The organism is Flavobacterium sp. SOK18b, assembly GCF_014156605.1.
In the GTDB taxonomy this organism is placed as follows: Bacteria; Bacteroidota; Bacteroidia; order Flavobacteriales; family Flavobacteriaceae; genus Flavobacterium; species Flavobacterium tiangeerense.
This window is the reverse complement of sequence record NZ_QKNZ01000005.1, coordinates 89,291-109,512: the sequence shown is the minus strand read 5'-3', so window position 1 is coordinate 109,512 and position 20,222 is coordinate 89,291. Positions and strand designations below refer to the sequence as shown.

At 37.4% G+C, this 20,222-nt stretch carries 10 protein-coding genes, 2 tRNA genes and 2 rRNA genes; 6 read left to right on the top strand and 8 right to left on the bottom strand.

The features are described from left to right. Positions 1-222: 222 nt before the first annotated feature. Positions 223-600, top strand: a complete 378-nt coding sequence (locus DNC80_RS01355; RefSeq protein WP_144893321.1) for a hypothetical protein — start codon at positions 223-225, stop codon at positions 598-600. 91 nt (positions 601-691) lie between these two features. On the opposite strand, the gene DNC80_RS01350 is transcribed toward DNC80_RS01355, so the two are convergent. The 8 genes from DNC80_RS01350 to DNC80_RS01315 form a co-directional block, all read right to left on the bottom strand. Then, the gene (locus tag DNC80_RS01350; RefSeq protein ID WP_182648559.1) at positions 692-3,031 is read right to left on the bottom strand and encodes a TonB-dependent siderophore receptor; all 2,340 of its coding nucleotides are present in this window, start codon (positions 3,029-3,031) and stop codon (positions 692-694) included. A 380-nt stretch (positions 3,032-3,411) separates the two neighbouring features. After that, complete coding sequence (locus DNC80_RS01345) at positions 3,412-4,422, bottom strand: FAD:protein FMN transferase (protein WP_255493144.1); 1,011 nt, start codon at positions 4,420-4,422, stop codon at positions 3,412-3,414. Between the two features lie 167 nt (positions 4,423-4,589). Beyond that, entirely contained in the window at positions 4,590-6,785 is a 2,196-nt protein-coding gene (locus DNC80_RS01340; RefSeq protein ID WP_182648557.1) for a PepSY domain-containing protein, read from the bottom strand. 137 nt (positions 6,786-6,922) lie between these two features. Further along, positions 6,923-7,405: a DUF2271 domain-containing protein gene (locus DNC80_RS01335; RefSeq protein ID WP_182648555.1), complete on the bottom strand. Its 483-nt coding sequence runs from the start codon at positions 7,403-7,405 to the stop codon at positions 6,923-6,925. A gap of 4 nt (positions 7,406-7,409) precedes the next feature. Next, positions 7,410-8,915 carry an ankyrin repeat domain-containing protein gene (locus DNC80_RS01330; RefSeq protein WP_182648553.1) on the bottom strand — a complete coding sequence of 502 codons (1,506 nt, stop codon included), beginning with the start codon at positions 8,913-8,915 and terminating at the stop codon, positions 7,410-7,412. A gap of 202 nt (positions 8,916-9,117) precedes the next feature. After that, positions 9,118-9,591 carry a DUF6265 family protein gene (locus tag DNC80_RS01325; protein ID WP_182648552.1) on the bottom strand — a complete coding sequence of 158 codons (474 nt, stop codon included), beginning with the start codon at positions 9,589-9,591 and terminating at the stop codon, positions 9,118-9,120. A 188-nt stretch (positions 9,592-9,779) separates the two neighbouring features. After that, positions 9,780-12,071: a DNA topoisomerase 3 gene (locus DNC80_RS01320; RefSeq protein WP_182648550.1), complete on the bottom strand. Its 2,292-nt coding sequence runs from the start codon at positions 12,069-12,071 to the stop codon at positions 9,780-9,782. 495 nt (positions 12,072-12,566) lie between these two features. Continuing rightward, on the bottom strand, positions 12,567-13,658 hold the full coding sequence (locus DNC80_RS01315; RefSeq protein ID WP_182648548.1) for a M42 family metallopeptidase: 1,092 nt from the start codon (positions 13,656-13,658) through the stop codon (positions 12,567-12,569). 82 nt (positions 13,659-13,740) lie between these two features. Between DNC80_RS01315 and DNC80_RS01310 the strand changes: the two genes are divergently transcribed. The 5 genes from DNC80_RS01310 (at position 13,741) to DNC80_RS01290 (ending at position 20,095) form a co-directional block, all read left to right on the top strand. After that, the gene (locus DNC80_RS01310; protein WP_182648546.1) at positions 13,741-14,418 is read left to right on the top strand and encodes a DUF4294 domain-containing protein; all 678 of its coding nucleotides are present in this window, start codon (positions 13,741-13,743) and stop codon (positions 14,416-14,418) included. Between the two features lie 876 nt (positions 14,419-15,294). Next, positions 15,295-16,808, top strand: a 16S ribosomal RNA gene (locus DNC80_RS01305). Positions 16,809-16,939: 131 nt separating this feature from the next. Continuing rightward, positions 16,940-17,013 (top strand) — tRNA-Ile (locus tag DNC80_RS01300). Between the two features lie 104 nt (positions 17,014-17,117). Beyond that, a tRNA-Ala gene (locus tag DNC80_RS01295) sits at positions 17,118-17,191 on the top strand. 18 nt (positions 17,192-17,209) lie between these two features. Then, positions 17,210-20,095, top strand: a 23S ribosomal RNA gene (locus tag DNC80_RS01290). The 16S and 23S rRNA genes sit together here with 2 tRNA genes alongside, the layout of an rRNA operon. Positions 20,096-20,222 lie beyond the last annotated feature (127 nt).

Genomic DNA, 20,222 nt, shown 5'->3' with positions numbered 1-20,222 from the left:
TTTTTACATTTTATTTATTTCAAGCCCATTTCAACTAAAAATTGAAATGGGTTTTTTAATTTATGCATATTTTTTAAAAGAAAATCCTTGTAAAACATCGATGAAAGACATCCTGACTGCTATTTAAAGAGTATTTTATCCTTTAATCGATATTAAATTGAGTTGCTGTTTTTTGTGTGTAATTTTGGAGGATAATTGTATAAATACCACATTTACAAATACATGAGAAAAATATTTAGTATTGCTTATAAGCAAGATTATAATAAAGGATACGCTATTGGACTAAATCCTTTTTTAGAATACAATAGCAACATGCAAAACGATGCTTGTATAGCAGGATTTAATGCAGGAAGATCTGATTATGAGCGAATGAATGGATTTATTAGAGATGGAATTCCTAGTAGAATTGTTACTGAAAAAGTTTTAGAAGATTTTTTAATTGCGGGATTATTAGGATTACCCATAGATGATTCAGGATATACTTCTTATCAACTTGGAATTATTGCAGAATGGTACCAAAGCGGTACTGAGAAATATGAACCAAATTATAGCGTTTCCTTATTAAATGTTTTAGACAGTATAGGTATAGAGATGGGATAGACTATAGCAATTAAAATAAAAAAACACCTCCAAAGCAATTGCTTTGGAGGTGTTTTTTTATCCAGTTAAAGTATGAAATAAAGAACCAGAATTATAATTTATACTTTAAAATAGCCATTATTTGTCTAGGAGCAATTGGATTTGTACTGTAATTTTCGTGAACTGTATAATTCAATTCATTAGTAATGTTAGAAAGTTTACACAAAAGTGAAATTTTATTCCATTCATAACCTAGTGATGCATCAACTGTAATATATCCTTTTAATGGGATGTCTCTGTCTTCAATTTTTACCGTGTACGTTTTTGGTGTTGTAGCAGGAGTAACCTCTGTCCAAACGTAACGGTCGTTCCATCCGCCCAAACGATTTCCTATATAATTACCCATGGCTCCTATTGTGAATCCCTTTAATTTTCCAGAGGGCACTTTGTAAAAGAAACTTAAGTTTGCCGTATTTTTTGGAGTTCTCACAAATAAATCACCTACTACAAAACTACCACTGGTACCAGATGATTTTGAAATTTTAGTTTCATTAAAACTATATCCAGCATTGATGTTTAAACCTTCTATTGGTCGTGCAATAATATCAATTTCTAATCCCTTTCCTTTAGTCGCTCCTACTAACTCGCGTCTATTAGTATCTACATTTGGGGTAACACCGTCTGCACCAAATTGAGCTGTTTGTGCAAGATTATTATTTTCTATTTGGTAAACAGTAACATTTGTACTTAAAATTCCTTTCCAAAAATCTTTTTTAACACCTACTTCGTATTGATCAATAATTGAAGGATCAAGTGGTTTTAAATCTACAGTTGTTCCTGTATTTGGGGTAAATGAGTTGGAATAACTTGCAAAAAAAGAAACCTCTTTATTGGGTTGAAATACTATACCTGCTTTTGGAGAGAATGCTCTGTTAACTGTTTTACCAGAAGTTACAGGTTTTGCATTTTCATAAGTAGTAGTTATAGTGTTGACATTATTGATACGTTCAATTACTTCTCTTGTTGTTGTAGCATCATTTTGCTGCCATGACCATCTAATCCCCGCAAGAACCTTAAAATAATCATTTATCGAAATTAAATCTTGTGCAAAAACTCCAAAGCGCTGTGTACTTGTAGTTGCAAGTTGCGTTACTCTGCTAGGAAATGGTACATCAAGACTTTGTGTATTGTAATTGTAGTTTAACAAGTTTATGGCAGTTGTTTCGGTAGTTATTAGGTCTGCTGGTTTTGCTGAAGCAAAAAATCCGAAAGTATAACTAGGTGCCGAAGAGTCTTCGTAGTCAACACCTGTAAACAATTGATGTTTTATTTTCCCAGTACTGAAAGTACCTTGTAAGCTTAATTGATCTGCAAAAATCTTCTCCGCAGCATCAGCTTGTGTTAAACCTCTTTTCCAGTTTATTTGTTGAACACCATTAGTAGTAGTATATGCTAAATTAGATAATTGCGCTGTTGATTTTTGTGTTCTATTGTAGGATTGAAAAGAAGTATTAAAACCTAATTTCCAATTGTCATTTAAATCATGATTTACAAGAATAGATGCACTTGATGATTTTGTATTTCCTCTTGACCATAATGCTCCAAAATTTACGTTGCGCGGTGTATTGAGTATTTCTTTACCTACAATTCCAGTTCCAAAATCTGGAGTCCAGTCGGCGCTTAAATAATCACCTTGTACGGTTATTTGAGTTTTGTCAGAAACATGGAATAATAACGAAGGATTAATATAAATTCTATCATTTTTTACAAAGTCTCTAAAGCTTTCTGATTTTTCATAAGAAGCATTCACACGATAAGCAATGCTCTTACTCAAAGGGCCATAAAAATCTATTGATGGTTTGTAATAAGAAAAACTTCCCATTTGCATAGATAATTCTCCACCAGCAGTAAACTTTGGAGTTTTTGTTACCAAGTTCAAAATACCTCCTGGAGCCACATTTCCATATAACAATGCCGATCCACCTTTTAAAAATTCTACTTTTTCTAAACCAGAAACTTCTGGAATCGAACCTCCATTGTATCTAAAACCATTTTTAAGCATATTGTTACCTGACATGTCGTAACCTCTTGAAAAAAATGACTCTTGAGCACCACCTCTTGCTGAACCTACATAAATACCGTTAGCATTTTTTATAACATCACTCAACCTAATAGATTGCTGTTGACCAATAATTTCAGATCCTATAACTTGTAAACTTTGTGGAGTATCCATTGGTTTTAAACCAGAACGCAAAGCAGATATTGTTTTTTTCTCTTTATTGCTTGAAACAACAACTTCTTTTAATATTTGTCCTTTTTTATTTTTTACAGTATCAACTGCTGTGTCCATGTAAGCTTCAATTTCCTTTGTCTCTTTCGTGTTTAATCCAGTTTGCGAAAAACTAGAAAGACTCATAAAAAATGCAGCTACGGGTAAAAAAATATATTTCATTTGTATTTATTTAGAATAATTAAAAATAACTTTGCAAATATAAAACCCATCTTTTGAATTACAAAGCTTATTTAGATTAAATACTAATAAAAAATTAATAAATATTTAGTAGTTTGATTTGTAGGGTATTAAATTAGTATTTTTGGAAGAATGAAAGTCTAACTTAACTTTCTATGTTTCAATTAGACCAATTAAATTGTAAAAAAGTAAATGAAAAACGGCAAGATTAGTCTTCTGAATGACGCTTCTGGAAAATAGGAGGTAAGTCAATCTGCAAAAGTGATATTCAATATAGTGATATAAATACCTCTTTATTATTAATTATGGTAAAGAGTGTTAATGAAGTTTCTTATCTAGAATAATACAAAGGGATGCATGAATTACTTCAATTGTAAAAATGAATTTTTTTTCATTTTTTTGAAGGTGCTCGTCTTAATTGTTTTTCCGGTATCTAATATCAAAATACCTGAATAGTCTGGATATCTTTTTAACAACTGTAATCCTTCCTTTTGACCAAGAACCATAATAGAGGTGCTTAATCCATTGGCTGTTTCAGCATTTGGACCTATAATTGTTACGCTACACAACCCCGTTGCAGGATATCCCGTCAAAGGGTTTATAATATGAGAATAGCGTTTGCCTTCAAGAAGTACAAATTTTTCATAACTTCCAGATGTGGTAATAGCACCATCAAAAATAGGGATTATAGTCATTAATTTTTCAGGTTTAAATGGATTTGTAACACCTATTTTCCAAGATTCTCCATTGGGCTGTTTTCCCCACAAACTCATATCTCCAGATCCATTAATGATGCCAGCACTTATACCTTTAGATTTCATTATGGTTCGGCATTTATCGGTTGCATATCCTTCGCCTAGAGCACCAAAACCTATTTTCATCCCTTTTACTTTGAGATAAATGGTAGACTCTAAACTGTCCAAAATGATATTTTCATAACCCACCTTTTCAACTGATTTTTGAATAGCTTCTGCTGTGGGTATTTCGGTCATGGATCCATCAAATTTCCAAATTCGATCCATTGCCGCAAAACTGATGTCAAACCTGCCCTGTGTTTCTTTTGATAATTGAATGGCTCTCTGCGTAAGTTCAAAAACTTCACGATAAACTTTTACAGCTTTTATACCCGCATTTTGATTCACTGCTGACACCTGCGAAGTAGACTTCCAGTCTGAAATCAAATTCTCTATTCGTGTAATTTCGGTAACAATTTCATCAATACTTTGTACAGCTGTTGTAGTATCTTGAGCCACTATAGAAATGTCAAAACGACCACCCATCAATAATGTGGTTCTTTTTTTTAGAACTTGTGCCTCTAGGTTTTGGCCTAATAAGAAGGTTACTAGCAATAAAAATAAACGATATGGAATCATTACTTATTAATTTTTTTAGGGCGTGACCCTCAGTTTCTTTCCAAAGGACGAAACTGAGGGTCGTGCTGTTCGTTCCCGCTTTTATAGAAAAGCCCCGAAAAAGGCTTTTCTATAAAGAGCTCCACTGCCATCACTCACGCAGAGCACACGCGTACAGTAAGGTTTTTTTAATAGCAGTCGGACAGAATTTGATTTTTATTTTTGTAGAAGGCAATTCCAACTCCAGAATGTGCAAGACAAATAGTATCTAAAACACGTTCAACATCTTGCTGCATGGCTAGTGAACCACAAATCATGACTACTCCGCCAGAACCTAGTAATTCTATAAAAAAGGAAGCATCACGCTGAATTAAATCCATGACATACATAGCATTTTCCTCACGAGATAGTGCCACATGAAATTCAGCCAGCTTCTTTTTCTCTATCATTTCATTTAGGAAAAACTCATACCCTTGTACGGTTTCAGTTCTTTTCCTAAAACCACAATATAAATAGGTTGGGACTTTTGTTTTATTTTGGTCAATCATTCCTAAAAACGGAGCAATTCCTGTTCCATTTGAGATCATTGCAATTTTTGTAGCCTGCGCTGGAAAATAAAATGACGGATTAGGTAATATTCTGCCCTCAAAAACATCTCCTTTTTTTAAGTGATACAAATAACGAGAACCCAAACCATGCGGATGTAATTTCACTACAAGTTGCATAGTGTCTTCTAGTATACCTATTGAGTACAGTCGTTCTTGATTGTCGTTTGCAGGATAAATGGCAAGTAAATCTCCTGATTTTATTTTGTTTCTTTTGGCATATCCTAGATTCATAATAAAAGTTTGGTCTGTAGGTGTGACTTCTGTTTTATCAAGTACAACAAGTTTTTTAAGTCCTTTTGGTACTGAATTGTATAAAGATGGAGTAGTAGCCAGCAGGATTTCCGTTTTGGCATTCCACAAGCGTACCCACTCTATAAATTCAGCAACTGATTTGTCATTAACAGTTTGTAAATCGAGTAATCGTACAGCCCAATCTTGCTCTTCTAAAATACTATCAACTGTAGAGGCAAATTCACAAAAGTCAGGATAAGCACGAGATCCAAAACCCAATACTGAAAAATTTATCTTTTGGTTTTGACCGTTTTGATTGACTAGTGAAGTAAACTTAGTAGCATTTGCTGGCGCATCACCTAATCCATGTGTTGCTGTAAAAACCAATATATGTTCTGCTTGAGGATAGGTTTGAAACGAGTTGAGTTCCGTTATAAAGACTTTATTTCCTGCCGCAATAAGTTGTTTCTGAATCGCATTTGCAAAAACGAGTGTGCTGCCGTTTTCCGAACCTACTAAAATAACGATGTTACTTTCGTCTTTTTTGAATTTGTTTTTAATTCTGCTTGATCTACGTTTGAGTGTCATGGCAAATCCAGAATAGATAAAAAACAATATGTTGATACTTGCAAAACCCAGAATTAATGCCCATAAAATACTTGTTCTCCCGGTATGTAAATTAAGACTCCAGCTTGAAATAAGCGTTTGCAATGGGAAAGGTATTTCGCTCACTACCGCTCCAGTTAATTGATTTACTTCAATTTCTTTATCGCCCAATGTTATGATGTAATTTTCCTCAGGATCATCAGAAAACGGGAATTCTATTTTTTGAATATCGCTCAGTAAGGTGTTTTTAAAAAAGGATTGAGGTGTTTTTTTTGTTAGAGTATGGGTTATAGTAGTTGTATTTTTGGTATCTGTTTCAGTTGAATCAATAAAAAAATTGAACTTCTCTAGTGTTAAAAAAGTTCCCGTTGCAGCAAGAATAAGAATCGGAATTAAAGACCATCTTCCTAAAACAATATGGTAGTATTGTGCAAAATTTTCCTTTACAATTTTTGAGAATAAACCACGGAAATTTTGTTGTCTTTTGATAAGCAGTGCTAAACCTGAAATACTGATTAAAACCAGTAACAAGGAGATAAAACCAACGATGAATCTTCCAGTTTCTTTTAAAAATAAAGACCTATGAAGGGCAGTTGTCCATAGGATAAAGTCACTTTTTTTTTCGGGTTTTCCTAAAATTTTCCCATTATTAGGATCTATGTATGCGTTGACATCTTGATCTTGACCGTCTATTCCCTCTAAAATTACAAACTGATTGTGATCTACACGTACCAAAGTTATTTCTGGGTAAACGTTTCTAACTGCTGTAATAGTTTTGTCTAATGTGAGGGTATCAAAATTAGCAACTTTGTAAGGTGGAGTTTTTTCCTGAATTGCATCAACAGCAAGAATCACTCCTGTAACTGATGCTAATATTAAAAACAACGCCGAGAATAAAGCTAGAGCTAAATGTGATAATCGCCAAAAAGAAAGAGTCATAATAAAAAAGTAATTACTTATCCGTTCTAATTATATTTTAGATAGTGGATTAAAGTATGTGATTTATTTAAAAATGACCCTTGCATTCATTTAAAAAGCAAGGGTCAATTAGTTTGAGTTGAAGTGTTATAGGAGTACTAAATTTTATTTAAACGCACATATCTGATGTAATTATTACCTTCAGTTTTAGCCGCAATTCCTTCAGTACTAAGTGGAATTTCAATATCGGTGGTGTGGTATTTGTGATCTTCTACAGCGGTTTCAAAACGCAATTTAAATCCTTTATTGATTTTAGCATCTTCAATTTCAATAGTGGTGATGCTACGGTCGCCTCCTGTTACAGATGCGCCTGTTTTAGCACTTAAATTTTCAGGTTTTTTAGCATAAAATTTATGCCATTCCTTTAATGTTTTGTACCATTTTTTATCATCGCCCATTACATAAAGCGTTTTTACGTATTCTCCTTTTGCATTCACTAGTGAAACTACAATGTAAGCTCCTTCGCCCATGTAGTTTGACATTTGTAACATGCATTTGTATTTACTACTTTGAGCAGTTGCTTGATTTGTTGTGAAACACAATAATAATAGGGTTAACGATATTTTAAGTATGGATTTCATATTTTTATTTTAAAAATTCTAGATCAATTTTGTTTGTGGTAAGCGTCTCGTTTTCTTTAGCCAAAGAGTATGCCGTTTCATCAAATTCAGTAGTAATATCTTTTTTTACTCCTATACTTAATAAATATTTTAACATAACATCATCCTTTGCAATCATGGCGGCTTTGTGAAGTGCCGTTAATCCATCTTTGTTTTTTGAATTTAAGTCTATTGGCAAAGAAGACAATTTTTTGACTAATCCCAAATCATTTTTTGCAACTGCAAAATGGATTAAAGTACTGCCGTCTTTTTGTGGTGCAACCATATCAAGACCTTTTTCTTGTAAAAATTTCATTTTAAGATCAAATGGATCTTGAACGGAACCGTTTGCATTTTCGGGTTTGCCGGTCATTGGTCTGTAGGATTGAATTAAATAGTACCCTAGATTGTTTTGATCTTTGTCTAATACTTTTGGATTTGCACCTTTGTTTAGTAATGCTGTAACTGCTTCGGGAGTTCCTGATTTCACAGCAATAGTCAATGCCGATTCTCCTTTTTCATTTTGAGCATTGATATTTGAAACAAGTGGTAATAATAATTCTAATGCAGCTATATCTCGAGCTGCAGCTGCTACAATTAGTGGAGTATTTCCCTCATTATTACTTGTGTTTACAGGAACACCTTTTGATAGAAAATAATTGATTATTTCAATTTGGTTTGGCTTTCCTGCTAAAAAATGCAAAACCGTTTCTCCGTTTTTATTGGCAGTAGTAGGTTTAAGTTTTAAATCTTCAACTAAATATTTATAGGTTTCTAGTGAAGTTACCTCTCTTCTTGATCCTTGAGCAGCAAAAAGTAATGCGTTGTTGGTATATTTTACTCCTTTTTCAATAAGTGATTTTAGCAAGGCTATATTTCCTGATCTTGCAGCATAATCAAAAGCGGTGTTTCCATCAGCATCAGTATCTTTTAAAGACATTCCTTTTGAAGTGAAATAATTGGTCAGTGCTAAACTTTTATCACCAGCAATAGCCATGTGCATCAAGTTTACTCCGTCTCTATATTTTTTCTTAGGATCTGTCCCTGCTTTAAAAAAAGCTTCGTAAAGTGCCGTGTTGCTTTGGGCTCCAATTGCGGCAAAAGTAAGTGGGGTTTCGCCTTTACTATCCTCCAAATTGATATCAGACCCTTTAGAAATTAAATGCTCTACAATTGCCGTATTCCCTTTGTTTGCTGCCCAATGTAAATAAATACGATTGTCATGTGTCAATTTACTGACTTCATTGCCGGGTTGTTCTAAAAGGTATTTTATAGTCGCTTCTGGCGCATCATTGTTAATGGCCATTACGGTAACATCAAAAGCGTTTGCTGTTTGTCCTGCTGGATCATTCCCTTTTTCTATTTCAGCTTTTACAGTATTCACATCTGGTTTTGTTTTCCAAAAAGTGGATTCTAATAAGGTATTTTTTTGCTGTGCACTTACTAACAGTGTTGTTACGAAGGCTAACGAAACAAAAAGTTTATTTTTCATGTTAATAGTATTTGGATTTCTATTTTTTAGTTACTTATTTAGATTAAATAAAAATAATATGTTACAAATATAGAAACCCTTTTCGAAGAATTAAAATTATTTAGAATAAATATGAATAGTAAAGTGAAAAATTATCAAATTTATAAGGTCTGTATCAAGCAAAAAATTAATTTACAGACGTTTAACTGAAATTATAATCCAACTATTTTTTCAAAACAAATTGTTCAGATGAAGGTTTTCCTTGTTGAATTCCGCTTATTTTGGCAATTATAGATTGGGATGACACTTGCTGGTAGGTAATAGTTCTAGGATAATCGTTTTTCAGGTTTTCAAAAACCATTGTTTTTTCTGTCGCATTATTTAATGTAAAAATAACGGGTTGATCATTATGTTGTCCTTTTATTGTAGCCGTGTATGTTAGATTATCACCGTTTTGTTGCAGTACAATTGTTTCATGGTGTATGGTATCCTTATCTTGTATGTAAAATGAGGTACCTAGTAAAGTACTGTCATTGCCTTTTGTCCAGTTCTCAGTAAGGATTCCGGTTGCTGTTTTATATTTCCAGTTCCCAATGATCCATTGGGCTGCTTTAATTTTTTCTTTTTCGCTAGTTTTGTTTTTGTTACAACTAAAAATACATATTACGGACAAGATAATTAAGGCTGATTTTTTCATGGAATGTATTTAAGGATAGATATTTTGTGCCTTACAAATTTATAAAAAAGATGTGATTTCTATTGAAATATTTATTCGTCAATTATATTTTACTTGTCGTTCCTAGCCCAGATAGAAGCGGCATCCTTTTTATGATTTTTTTAAATCATAAAAAGATATAGCGGATAGCTGGATTAAGCTCTAGAAAACTAACTATTGCTTTTAAGAATTTGGTGTACAAGATCTTTTGTAGCAACGACTCCGTTTAAGTGCTCCCGAACCTTTACAAAACTTACGTTAAAGGTACATCCTACTTTATATTGGCTGCATCCGTAGGCTAATTTTCCTTTTAATACGGTTCCTTTTTTGCATTTTGGGCAGGTTAATTCGTCGGGAACGGCTTTCGCCAAAGTCTTCTTTTGTTCAAGTATAAGTTGGAAATTTTCGTCAAAACGCAATAATCCTTCTACTGTACCGGATTGTGTTTTAAAATCTTTCAAGTTTACGGTAGATCCTTTTTGCAATAAGCGCAGATATTGATTTTCTGAAATCTTTTTTTCGGCATAAACATAAGGTAATAAAAACGTACATCCAGATTGATACGCACTGCAACCGTAGGCTGTTTTACCTTTTAGTAAAGATCCTTGTTTGCATTTCGGGCATTTTTGTTGTGGAATTCCGGCAGGTGACTTTTTTATGGTTTTTGCAATTTTCTTTTCCTCATGCAGTGGTGTTGCATGTATGGCACGACGAGTTTCTAGACGAACTTCATCAACAAGTGCTCCTACCATTTGTTTCATATTATTAATGAATGAAGCGGCAGAATACGTTCCTTTTTCAATATCTCGAAGTTGTTTTTCCCAAGAACCCGTGAGTTCTGCTGATTTTACCATATCATTTTGGATGGTGTCAATCAATTGAATGCCTGTTGCAGTGGGTAATACCTGTTTCTTATTACGAATAATATATTGCCTCTTGAATAAGGTTTCAATAATGTTAGCTCGGGTTGATGGTCTGCCAATACCATTTTCTTTCATGAGTTCACGTAGGTCATCATCTTCAACTTGTTTTCCGGCGGTTTCCATGGCTCTTAATAAGGTAGCCTCGGTAAACTGGTTGGGCGCTTTCGTTTCTTTTTCTAAGAAAGAAGGTTCATGAGGGCCGCTTTCGCCAATGTTGAACAAGGGTAAAATATCGGTTTCTTTTTCCTTAGCATTTGGATCTTCAAAAACAACTCTCCATCCTTTTTTTAAAATTATTTTACCGGTTGTTTTAAAAACTACATCGTCAGCTTTACCCAGCACCGTAGTATTTGCCACAAGACAATCGTCATAAAAAACAGCTATAAAGCGTTTGGTTATAATATCGTATACCTGCTGTTGATTGTAGGACAAGTTATTTTGTACACCCGTGGGAATAATTGCATGGTGATCTGTTACCTTACTGTCATTAAAAACCTTACTTGATTTTTTAATTTTTTTATTCAGTATAGGCGCGGTCAATTGTGCGTAAGCCGTTAATTTTTGTAAAACACCAGGCACTTTTGGATACACATCACTAGGCAAAAAAGTGGTGTCTACTCTAGGGTAAGTAATTACTTTTTGTTCGTATAACAGCTGTGCAATTTTCAAAGTTTCATCTGCTGAGAAACCAAATTTAGTATTGCAATACACCTGTAATCCCGTTAGGTCAAATAATTTTGGAGCATACTCATTGCCGTTTTTCTTGTCAACAGCAATAATTTCAAACGGGCTTTCTTTTACTTTTTGAGCCAGAATTTCACCTTCTTCTTTCTTTAAAAACCTACCTTCTTCATAATTAAAAAGAGTTTCACGGTACATGGTTTGTAATTCCCAGTAGGGTTGTGGTTTGAAATTCATAATTTCTTTATACCGTTCTACAACCATAGCAAGAGTAGGAGTTTGTACCCTGCCTATAGATAAGACTTGCTTGTATCCACCATGTTTTACGGTGTACAGTCGAGTGGCATTCATACCCAGCAACCAGTCACCAATAGCCCTAGAAAAACCAGCATAGAACAAGTTGTCATATTGACTGGACGGTTTTAAGTTTTGAAAACCTTCTCTAATAGCTTCGGTTGTCAAAGAGGAAATCCAAAGTCGCATCACCACTCCTTTATAGTGTGCCTGGTTCATAACCCAGCGCTGAATGAGTTCTCCTTCTTGGCCAGCATCACCACAATTAATAACCATTTCTGCTTGGTCAAACAATTGTTTTACAATTTTAAATTGTTTTTGGATTCCTGAATTTTCCACCACTTTGGTTTCAAATTTCTCAGGAAGCATGGGTAAGTTATTCAAATCCCAACTTTTCCAGTGGGGTTTATAATCATTAGGTTCTTTAAGCGTGCACAAATGTCCAAAAGTATAGGTAACCGCATAACCATTCCCTTCATAATATCCATCTCGTTTAGTGTTGGCACCCAGTACAGTTGCAATTTCTCTTGCCACACTTGGTTTTTCGGCAATACATACCTTCATCTTCATATACATTTAAGGGCGCAAATTAGCAATTTAGAAAGGATATCAAAAAACAATTCACACTGAGTTTTCAAAAGCTTTTTTTAAGGAGCAGTACTTCTTTCTTAGTAAGGGAAACTCCTCCTGCTATCCGCTATATCTTTCATCCCGAAAAAAATCGGGATAAAAGGATGCCGCTGCTATCAGGGCTCAATAGATTATATTCTTTTTCAAAAGGAGTAAAGTGCAACACAAGAAACTTAATCACACATTTTTATTGTAACGCCAGCGCAAATTTATTCCTGTAACAGATTCAAATTGTTCTCATGAAAATGGTCAAGTATTCTTCTTTATCGGATTTGATACACATTTGATCCAAAATATCATGGAGCTTTAACTTTTTTGACAAACTAAGTTGAGTAAATTTATCTTCACTATCCGGAAATTACCCAGATAGCGAAGAAAAATTTAAAAACAACTCAAGGAAGGTTTTGAGTTGTTTTTAAATAGATACGGTTACTTACTAAAATAAGAATACGTATCGTTGTTTTTTAATTGAAGTAAGGTTTTGTAAATAAGCTGTATCACATTTTCTACATCAGAGCGATCAACCATTTCTACTGTAGTGTGCATGTAACGTAGCGGTAAGGAAATCAAAGCCGATGCTACACCTCCGTTACTATAAGCAAATGCATCAGTATCTGTACCCGTTACTCTTGACGAAGCTAATCTTTGAAACGGAATCTCATTTTCAATGGCTGTATCAAGAATTATTTCGCGTAGTGTATTGTGTACAGCTGGGGCATAGGTAATCACTGGACCTTTACCTATTTTGGTGTCGCCTTCTATTTTTTTATCAATCATAGGAGTGGTTGAGTCATGACATACATCGGTTACAATAGCAACATTCGGTCTTATGGTTTTGGTAATCATTTCTGCTCCACGTAAACCCACTTCTTCTTGCACCGAATTGGTAATATAAAGACCAAACGGTAGTGTGATTTTATTTTCGTGCAACATTCTAGCTACCTCGGCAATCATAAAACCACCCATACGATTGTCAATGGCTCTACAAACAAATTTGTTTTCATTTAAAATCATGAATTCGTCTGGATACGTAATTACACAGCCTACATGAACACCCATAGCTTCTACTTGATCTTTGGTTTCACAACCTATATCAATAAAAATATTCTCAACTTTGGCAGTTTCCTCTTTGGCTCTACTTCTTGTATGTATAGCCGGCCAGCCAAATACTCCTTTTACAATACCTTTTTTAGTGTGAATATCCACTCTCTTTGATGGAGCAATTTGATGGTCAGACCCACCGTTTCTTATCACATATAGTAATCCATCTTCAGTAATGTAATTTACATACCATGAAATTTCATCAGCATGTCCCTCAATAACTACTTTATATGGAGCATCAGGGTTTATAACTCCTACAGCAGTTCCATAGGTGTCCGTTATAAAGGTATCTACATACGGTCGTAAATAATCCATCCATATTTTTTGACCTTCGCTTTCGTAGCCCGTAGGGGAGGCGTTGTTTAAGTATTTTTTTAAAAAGGCTAAGGAAGTTGTATTTAATAGTGTTGTTGTACTCATAAAATATTTTTTTTGCTAAATTAAAAATTTGGCATCACACTTGTACATATATTGTATAATTTTGATTTTAAAAATTCGAAACATGAAACCATTGCTTATAGCGTTATTAATTATTTTTTGTGTTCACTTCTCAAATGCACAGACAACACCTCAAGACACTACAAAAATAGGTTACGAACTTGGTGAAGATGAAAATGTAATAAATGACACCATACAACTACCAGAAATATTAATTTCAAAAGAGAAACTAGACCCTGAAGCTAGAAAGCAATTTCTTTTACTTCAAAGTAGAGTATATCGCGTTTATCCATATGCAAAAGTAGCATCAGAGCGATTGACTAATCTTAACAAAGGCATGGCGAATTTAAAAACCAATAAAGAGAAGAAAAAATATTTTAAGATTGTCGAAGGTTATTTGAGCAATGAATTCGAAGCCAAACTCAAAAAACTATCCCGCAAGCAAGGCCAAATATTAGTAAAGCTTATTCACAGGCAAACAGGTACTACTACTTATGAGCTTGTAAAAACCCTCAAGAGCGGTTGGAAAGCATTTTGGTCAAATACCGCAGCAAGTTTATTTGATATCAATCTTAAAACTAAATACGCTCCATACACCGTAAACGAAGATTATTTAATAGAAACCATTTTATTTAGAGCATTTGAAACTGGAAGACTTCAAAATCAAAAACCAGCAATTGTCATAGATTATGATACTTTAAATGATTCCTGGGTAAAACGAGCTGAGAATTTAAAAAAATGATCGTCTATATTTCTTTCTATTAAATTAGAGTTTCAATAAGTGTTAGTGCTATTTGATTTTTTCCAGAATAGATCTGCGCTCCACTTTACTATACCTTAAAGAAAAGACAATTAAGGAATTGTTGTTTTTCCTTATAATGTATGTGTCTCTTTAATAGAGAGGAGTCAATAGCGAGAATGGAATAAGAGTTGATTTGAGTTGTACCTTAATATAAAGTCTACCTACCTATATATAGTAATAAAACTATCAAATCCCCATCAATGCTATGATTTCACTGTAAAACTATACTAATTGTAATTAGCTGAAAAAAAGTTTAGGTTTTAAGAGTCGTTTAATCAGTGCTTTAGTTTAAAAGTTAAGAAAAGATCAAAAAAAGGTTTAAAAAAAGCTTGTAAAAGCGAATAAAGGTTGTAGTTTTGCACCCGCAATAGCGCAGACGTTCATTAAAAGACTGGCAAGTAAAACAAAGTGAATAGGGATTTAATCTTTAAAAAAAACTTTAAAAAAAGCTTGTGAGATTTAAAAACGAAAGTTATCTTTGCACCCCGCAAAACAACGGAAGTTCCTTGAGAGATTGATAAGAGAAAGCGAAGCAAACGAGATAAAAATTATCTCAAAAAAACTTCAAATTTTTCTTGCCAGTTAAAAAAAGAATAACTACTTTTGCACCCGCTTTGAGAAACAAACGAAAGGCGAAAAGAAACTGAAATAAATTCAGTTTAAAATAGTAAGATACGTTCCTAGACATATTGAATTGACAGCCGTTTTGTTCGCAAGAACAGAACAAAAGAATAAGAGTAATAGAATCGGAAGATTTGAAAAAACCACTAGAATTTAGTCGAATAACAATAGCTTGATTTATCAAGCAAACAATATACGATGAAGAGTTTGATCCTGGCTCAGGATGAACGCTAGCGGCAGGCTTAACACATGCAAGTCGAGGGGTATAGGTTTTCGGACCTAGAGACCGGCGCACGGGTGCGTAACGCGTATGCAATCTACCTTTCACAGAGGGATAGCCCAGAGAAATTTGGATTAATACCTCATAGTATAGCAGTTTCGCATGAAACCACTATTAAAGTCACAACGGTGAAAGATGAGCATGCGTCCCATTAGCTAGTTGGTAAGGTAACGGCTTACCAAGGCAACGATGGGTAGGGGTCCTGAGAGGGAGATCCCCCACACTGGTACTGAGACACGGACCAGACTCCTACGGGAGGCAGCAGTGAGGAATATTGGACAATGGGCGCAAGCCTGATCCAGCCATGCCGCGTGCAGGATGACGGTCCTATGGATTGTAAACTGCTTTTGTACAGGAAGAAACACCTCTACGTGTAGAGACTTGACGGTACTGTAAGAATAAGGATCGGCTAACTCCGTGCCAGCAGCCGCGGTAATACGGAGGATCCAAGCGTTATCCGGAATCATTGGGTTTAAAGGGTCCGTAGGCGGTCAGATAAGTCAGTGGTGAAAGCCCATCGCTCAACGGTGGAACGGCCATTGATACTGTCTGACTTGAATTATTAGGAAGTAACTAGAATATGTAGTGTAGCGGTGAAATGCTTAGAGATTACATGGAATACCAATTGCGAAGGCAGGTTACTACTAATGGATTGACGCTGATGGACGAAAGCGTGGGTAGCGAACAGGATTAGATACCCTGGTAGTCCACGCCGTAAACGATGGATACTAGCTGTTGGGCGCAAGTTCAGTGGCTAAGCGAAAGTGATAAGTATCCCACCTGGGGAGTACGTTCGCAAGAATGAAACTCAAAGGAATTGACGGGGGCCCGCACAAGCGGTGGAGCATGTGGTTTAATTCGATGATACGCGAGGAACCTTACCAAGGCTTAAATGTAGATTGACCGGTTTGGAAACAGACTTTTCGCAAGACAATTTACAAGGTGCTGCATGGTTGTCGTCAGCTCGTGCCGTGAGGTGTCAGGTTAAGTCCTATAACGAGCGCAACCCCTGTTGTTAGTTGCCAGCGAGTAGTGTCGGGAACTCTAACAAGACTGCCAGTGCAAACTGTGAGGAAGGTGGGGATGACGTCAAATCATCACGGCCCTTACGCCTTGGGCTACACACGTGCTACAATGGCCGGTACAGAGAGCAGCCACTGGGCGACCAGGAGCGAATCTATAAAACCGGTCACAGTTCGGATCGGAGTCTGCAACTCGACTCCGTGAAGCTGGAATCGCTAGTAATCGGATATCAGCCATGATCCGGTGAATACGTTCCCGGGCCTTGTACACACCGCCCGTCAAGCCATGGAAGCTGGGGGTGCCTGAAGTCGGTGACCGCAAGGAGCTGCCTAGGGTAAAACTGGTAACTAGGGCTAAGTCGTAACAAGGTAGCCGTACCGGAAGGTGCGGCTGGAACACCTCCTTTCTAGAGCCTTAGTGTTAGTAGTAATACACGCTAGGGAAAGAAGACTAAAGTTCAAGTTGGAAACAGATACCAACATTTTATTACTCTTGCTGTTAATTTAAAAAAAAAGAATAAAAATTTAAGAATAAGAGTGTCTCGTAGCTCAGCTGGTTAGAGTACTACACTGATAATGTAGGGGTCGACAGTTCGAGTCTGTCCGAGACAACTATTTACTCTTAGAGAAGGAAATTTTAGAAGAAGAGTGAAATCACGTTAAAGTGAGCACGTTATCCAACTGCGAACTGCGACTGATAACTGCCAACTAAAAACGGGGGATTAGCTCAGCTGGCTAGAGCGCCTGCCTTGCACGCAGGAGGTCAACGGTTCGACTCCGTTATTCTCCACAANNTTTAAGATTGGTACAATAAGCAAAATAAGGGCGTATGGGGGATGCCTTGGCTCTCAGAGGCGATGAAAGGCGTGATAAGCTGCGAAAAGTTACGGGGACGAGCACACATCGTACGATCCGTAAATACCTGAATGGGGCAACCCACTATGTTGAAGACATAGTACACCGATAGGTGGGCAAACCCGCTGAACTGAAACATCTAAGTAGGCGGAGGAGAAGAAAACAAAAGTGATTCCGTAAGTAGTGGCGAGCGAACGCGGATTAGCCCAAACCAATGTTGTTACGGCAATGTTGGGGTTGTAGGACCACGAGATTTTATGTACAAGGAACCGGAAGTTACTGGAAAGTGACACCATAGAGGGTGATAGTCCCGTATGGGTAACGAGTATAATGAATAGTGGTATCCTGAGTAGGGCGGGGCACGTGAAACCCTGTCTGAATTTGGCGGGACCATCCGCTAAGGCTAAATACTCCTGAGAGACCGATAGTGAACCAGTACCGTGAGGGAAAGGTGAAAAGAACCGTGAATAACGGAGTGAAATAGATCCTGAAACCATACGCTTACAAGCGGTCGGAGCCCTTTCGTGGGGTGACGGCGTGCCTTTTGCATAATGAGCCTACGAGTTAACGTTGCTGGCAAGGATAAGTGGTTAAGCCACGGATCCGTAGCGAAAGCGAGTCTGAATAGGGCGCTTTAGTCAGTAGTGTTAGACGCGAAACCGTGTGATCTACCCATGGGCAGGATGAAGCGCTGGTAACACAGTGTGGAGGTCCGAACCGGTTGACGTTGAAAAGTCTTCGGATGACCTGTGGGTAGGGGTGAAAGGCCAATCAAACTCGGAAATAGCTCGTACTCCCCGAAATGCATTTAGGTGCAGCGCACGGCGTAAAGTTATATAGAGGTAGAGCTACTGATTGGATGCGGGGGCTTCACCGCCTACCAATTCCTGACAAACTCCGAATGCTATATAATGTTTCCGTGCAGTGAGGGCTTGGGTGCTAAGGTCCAAGTCCGAGAGGGAAAGAACCCAGACCATCAGCTAAGGTCCCCAAATATACGCTAAGTTGAAAGAACGAGGTTTGTCTGCCCAGACAGCTAGGATGTTGGCTTGGAAGCAGCCATTCATTTAAAGAGTGCGTAACAGCTCACTAGTCGAGCGGACGAGCATGGATAATAATCGGGCATAAGCGTATTACCGAAGCTATGGATTTCATATTAAATTATGGAGTGGTAGGGGAGCATTCTAACAGGGTTGAAGGTGTGTCGTAAGGCATGCTGGACTGGTTAGAAAAGAAAATGTAGGCATAAGTAACGATAATGCGGGCGAGAAACCCGCACACCGAAAGACTAAGGTTTCCACAGCTATGCTAATCAGCTGTGGGTTAGTCGGGACCTAAGGCGAACCCGAAAGGGACAGTCGATGGACAACGGGTTAATATTCCCGTACTAGTTATTACTGTGATGGGGTGACGGAGTGATGAAAGCGCCGCGAACTGACGGAATAGTTCGTTGAAGTACCTACCTATAAGACCCGCAGGCAAATCCACGGGTTTTGGGGAAATACGATAGTACTCGGATACTTCGGTAGAAGAGATAGTGCGCCTAAGGGCTTCCAAGAAAAACCTCTAAACTTCAGGTAATAAGTACCCGTACCGCAAACCGACACAGGTAGTCGAGGAGAGAATCCTAAGGTGCTCGAGAGATTCATGGCTAAGGAATTAGGCAAAATAGACCCGTAACTTCGGGAGAAGGGTCGCCAGCAGCAATGCTGGCCGCAGTGAAGAGGTCCAGGCGACTGTTTATCAAAAACACAGGGCTCTGCAAAATCGTAAGATGAAGTATAGGGCCTGACACCTGCCCGGTGCTGGAAGGTTAAGAGGAGATGTTATCTTCGGAGAAGCATTGAATTGAAGCCCCAGTAAACGGCGGCCGTAACTATAACGGTCCTAAGGTAGCGAAATTCCTTGTCGGGTAAGTTCCGACCTGCACGAATGGTGTAACGATCTGGACACTGTCTCAGCCATGAGCTCGGTGAAATTGTAGTAGCGGTGAAGATGCCGCTTACCCGCAGTGGGACGAAAAGACCCTGTGCACCTTTACTATAGCTTAGTATTGACCTTGGATAAATGATGTGTAGGATAGGTTGGAGACTGTGAAGTGGCGTCGCTAGGCGTTGTGGAGTCATTGTTGAAATACAACCCTTTGTTTATCTGAGGCCTAACCCCGTAATGCGGGGGACATTGCTTGGTGGGTAGTTTGACTGGGGTGGTCGCCTCCAAAAGAGTAACGGAGGCTTCTAAAGGTTCCCTCAGTACGCTTGGTAACCGTGCGTAGAGTGCAATGGCATAAGGGAGCTTGACTGAGAGACATACAGGTCGATCAGGTACGAAAGTAGAGCATAGTGATCCGGTGGTTCCGCATGGAAGGGCCATCGCTCAAAGGATAAAAGGTACGCCGGGGATAACAGGCTGATCTCCCCCAAGAGCTCATATCGACGGGGGGGTTTGGCACCTCGATGTCGGCTCGTCACATCCTGGGGCTGGAGAAGGTCCCAAGGGTTGGGCTGTTCGCCCATTAAAGTGGCACGCGAGCTGGGTTCAGAACGTCGTGAGACAGTTCGGTCTCTATCTACTGTGGGCGCAAGAAATTTGAGTGGATCTGATTCTAGTACGAGAGGACCGAATTGGACAAACCTCTAGTGTATCTGTTGTCACGCCAGTGGCACCGCAGAGTAGCTACGTTTGGAAGGGATAAGCGCTGAAAGCATATAAGCGCGAAACCCACCACAAGATGAGATTTCTTTTAAGGGTCGTGGGAGATGACCACGTTGATAGGCTATAGATGTAAAGGCAGTAATGTCATAGTCGAGTAGTACTAATAACCCGTAAGCTTATGTACACCCTTTTCCTCCCGAGCAATCGGGAGGGAGAAACTTTCTAATACACTTTTTATATTCTTTATCTCAGTATGTTAAGATATTATGTAACTGATGTTTATAATACAAAGTAAACAACATTACAAAAAT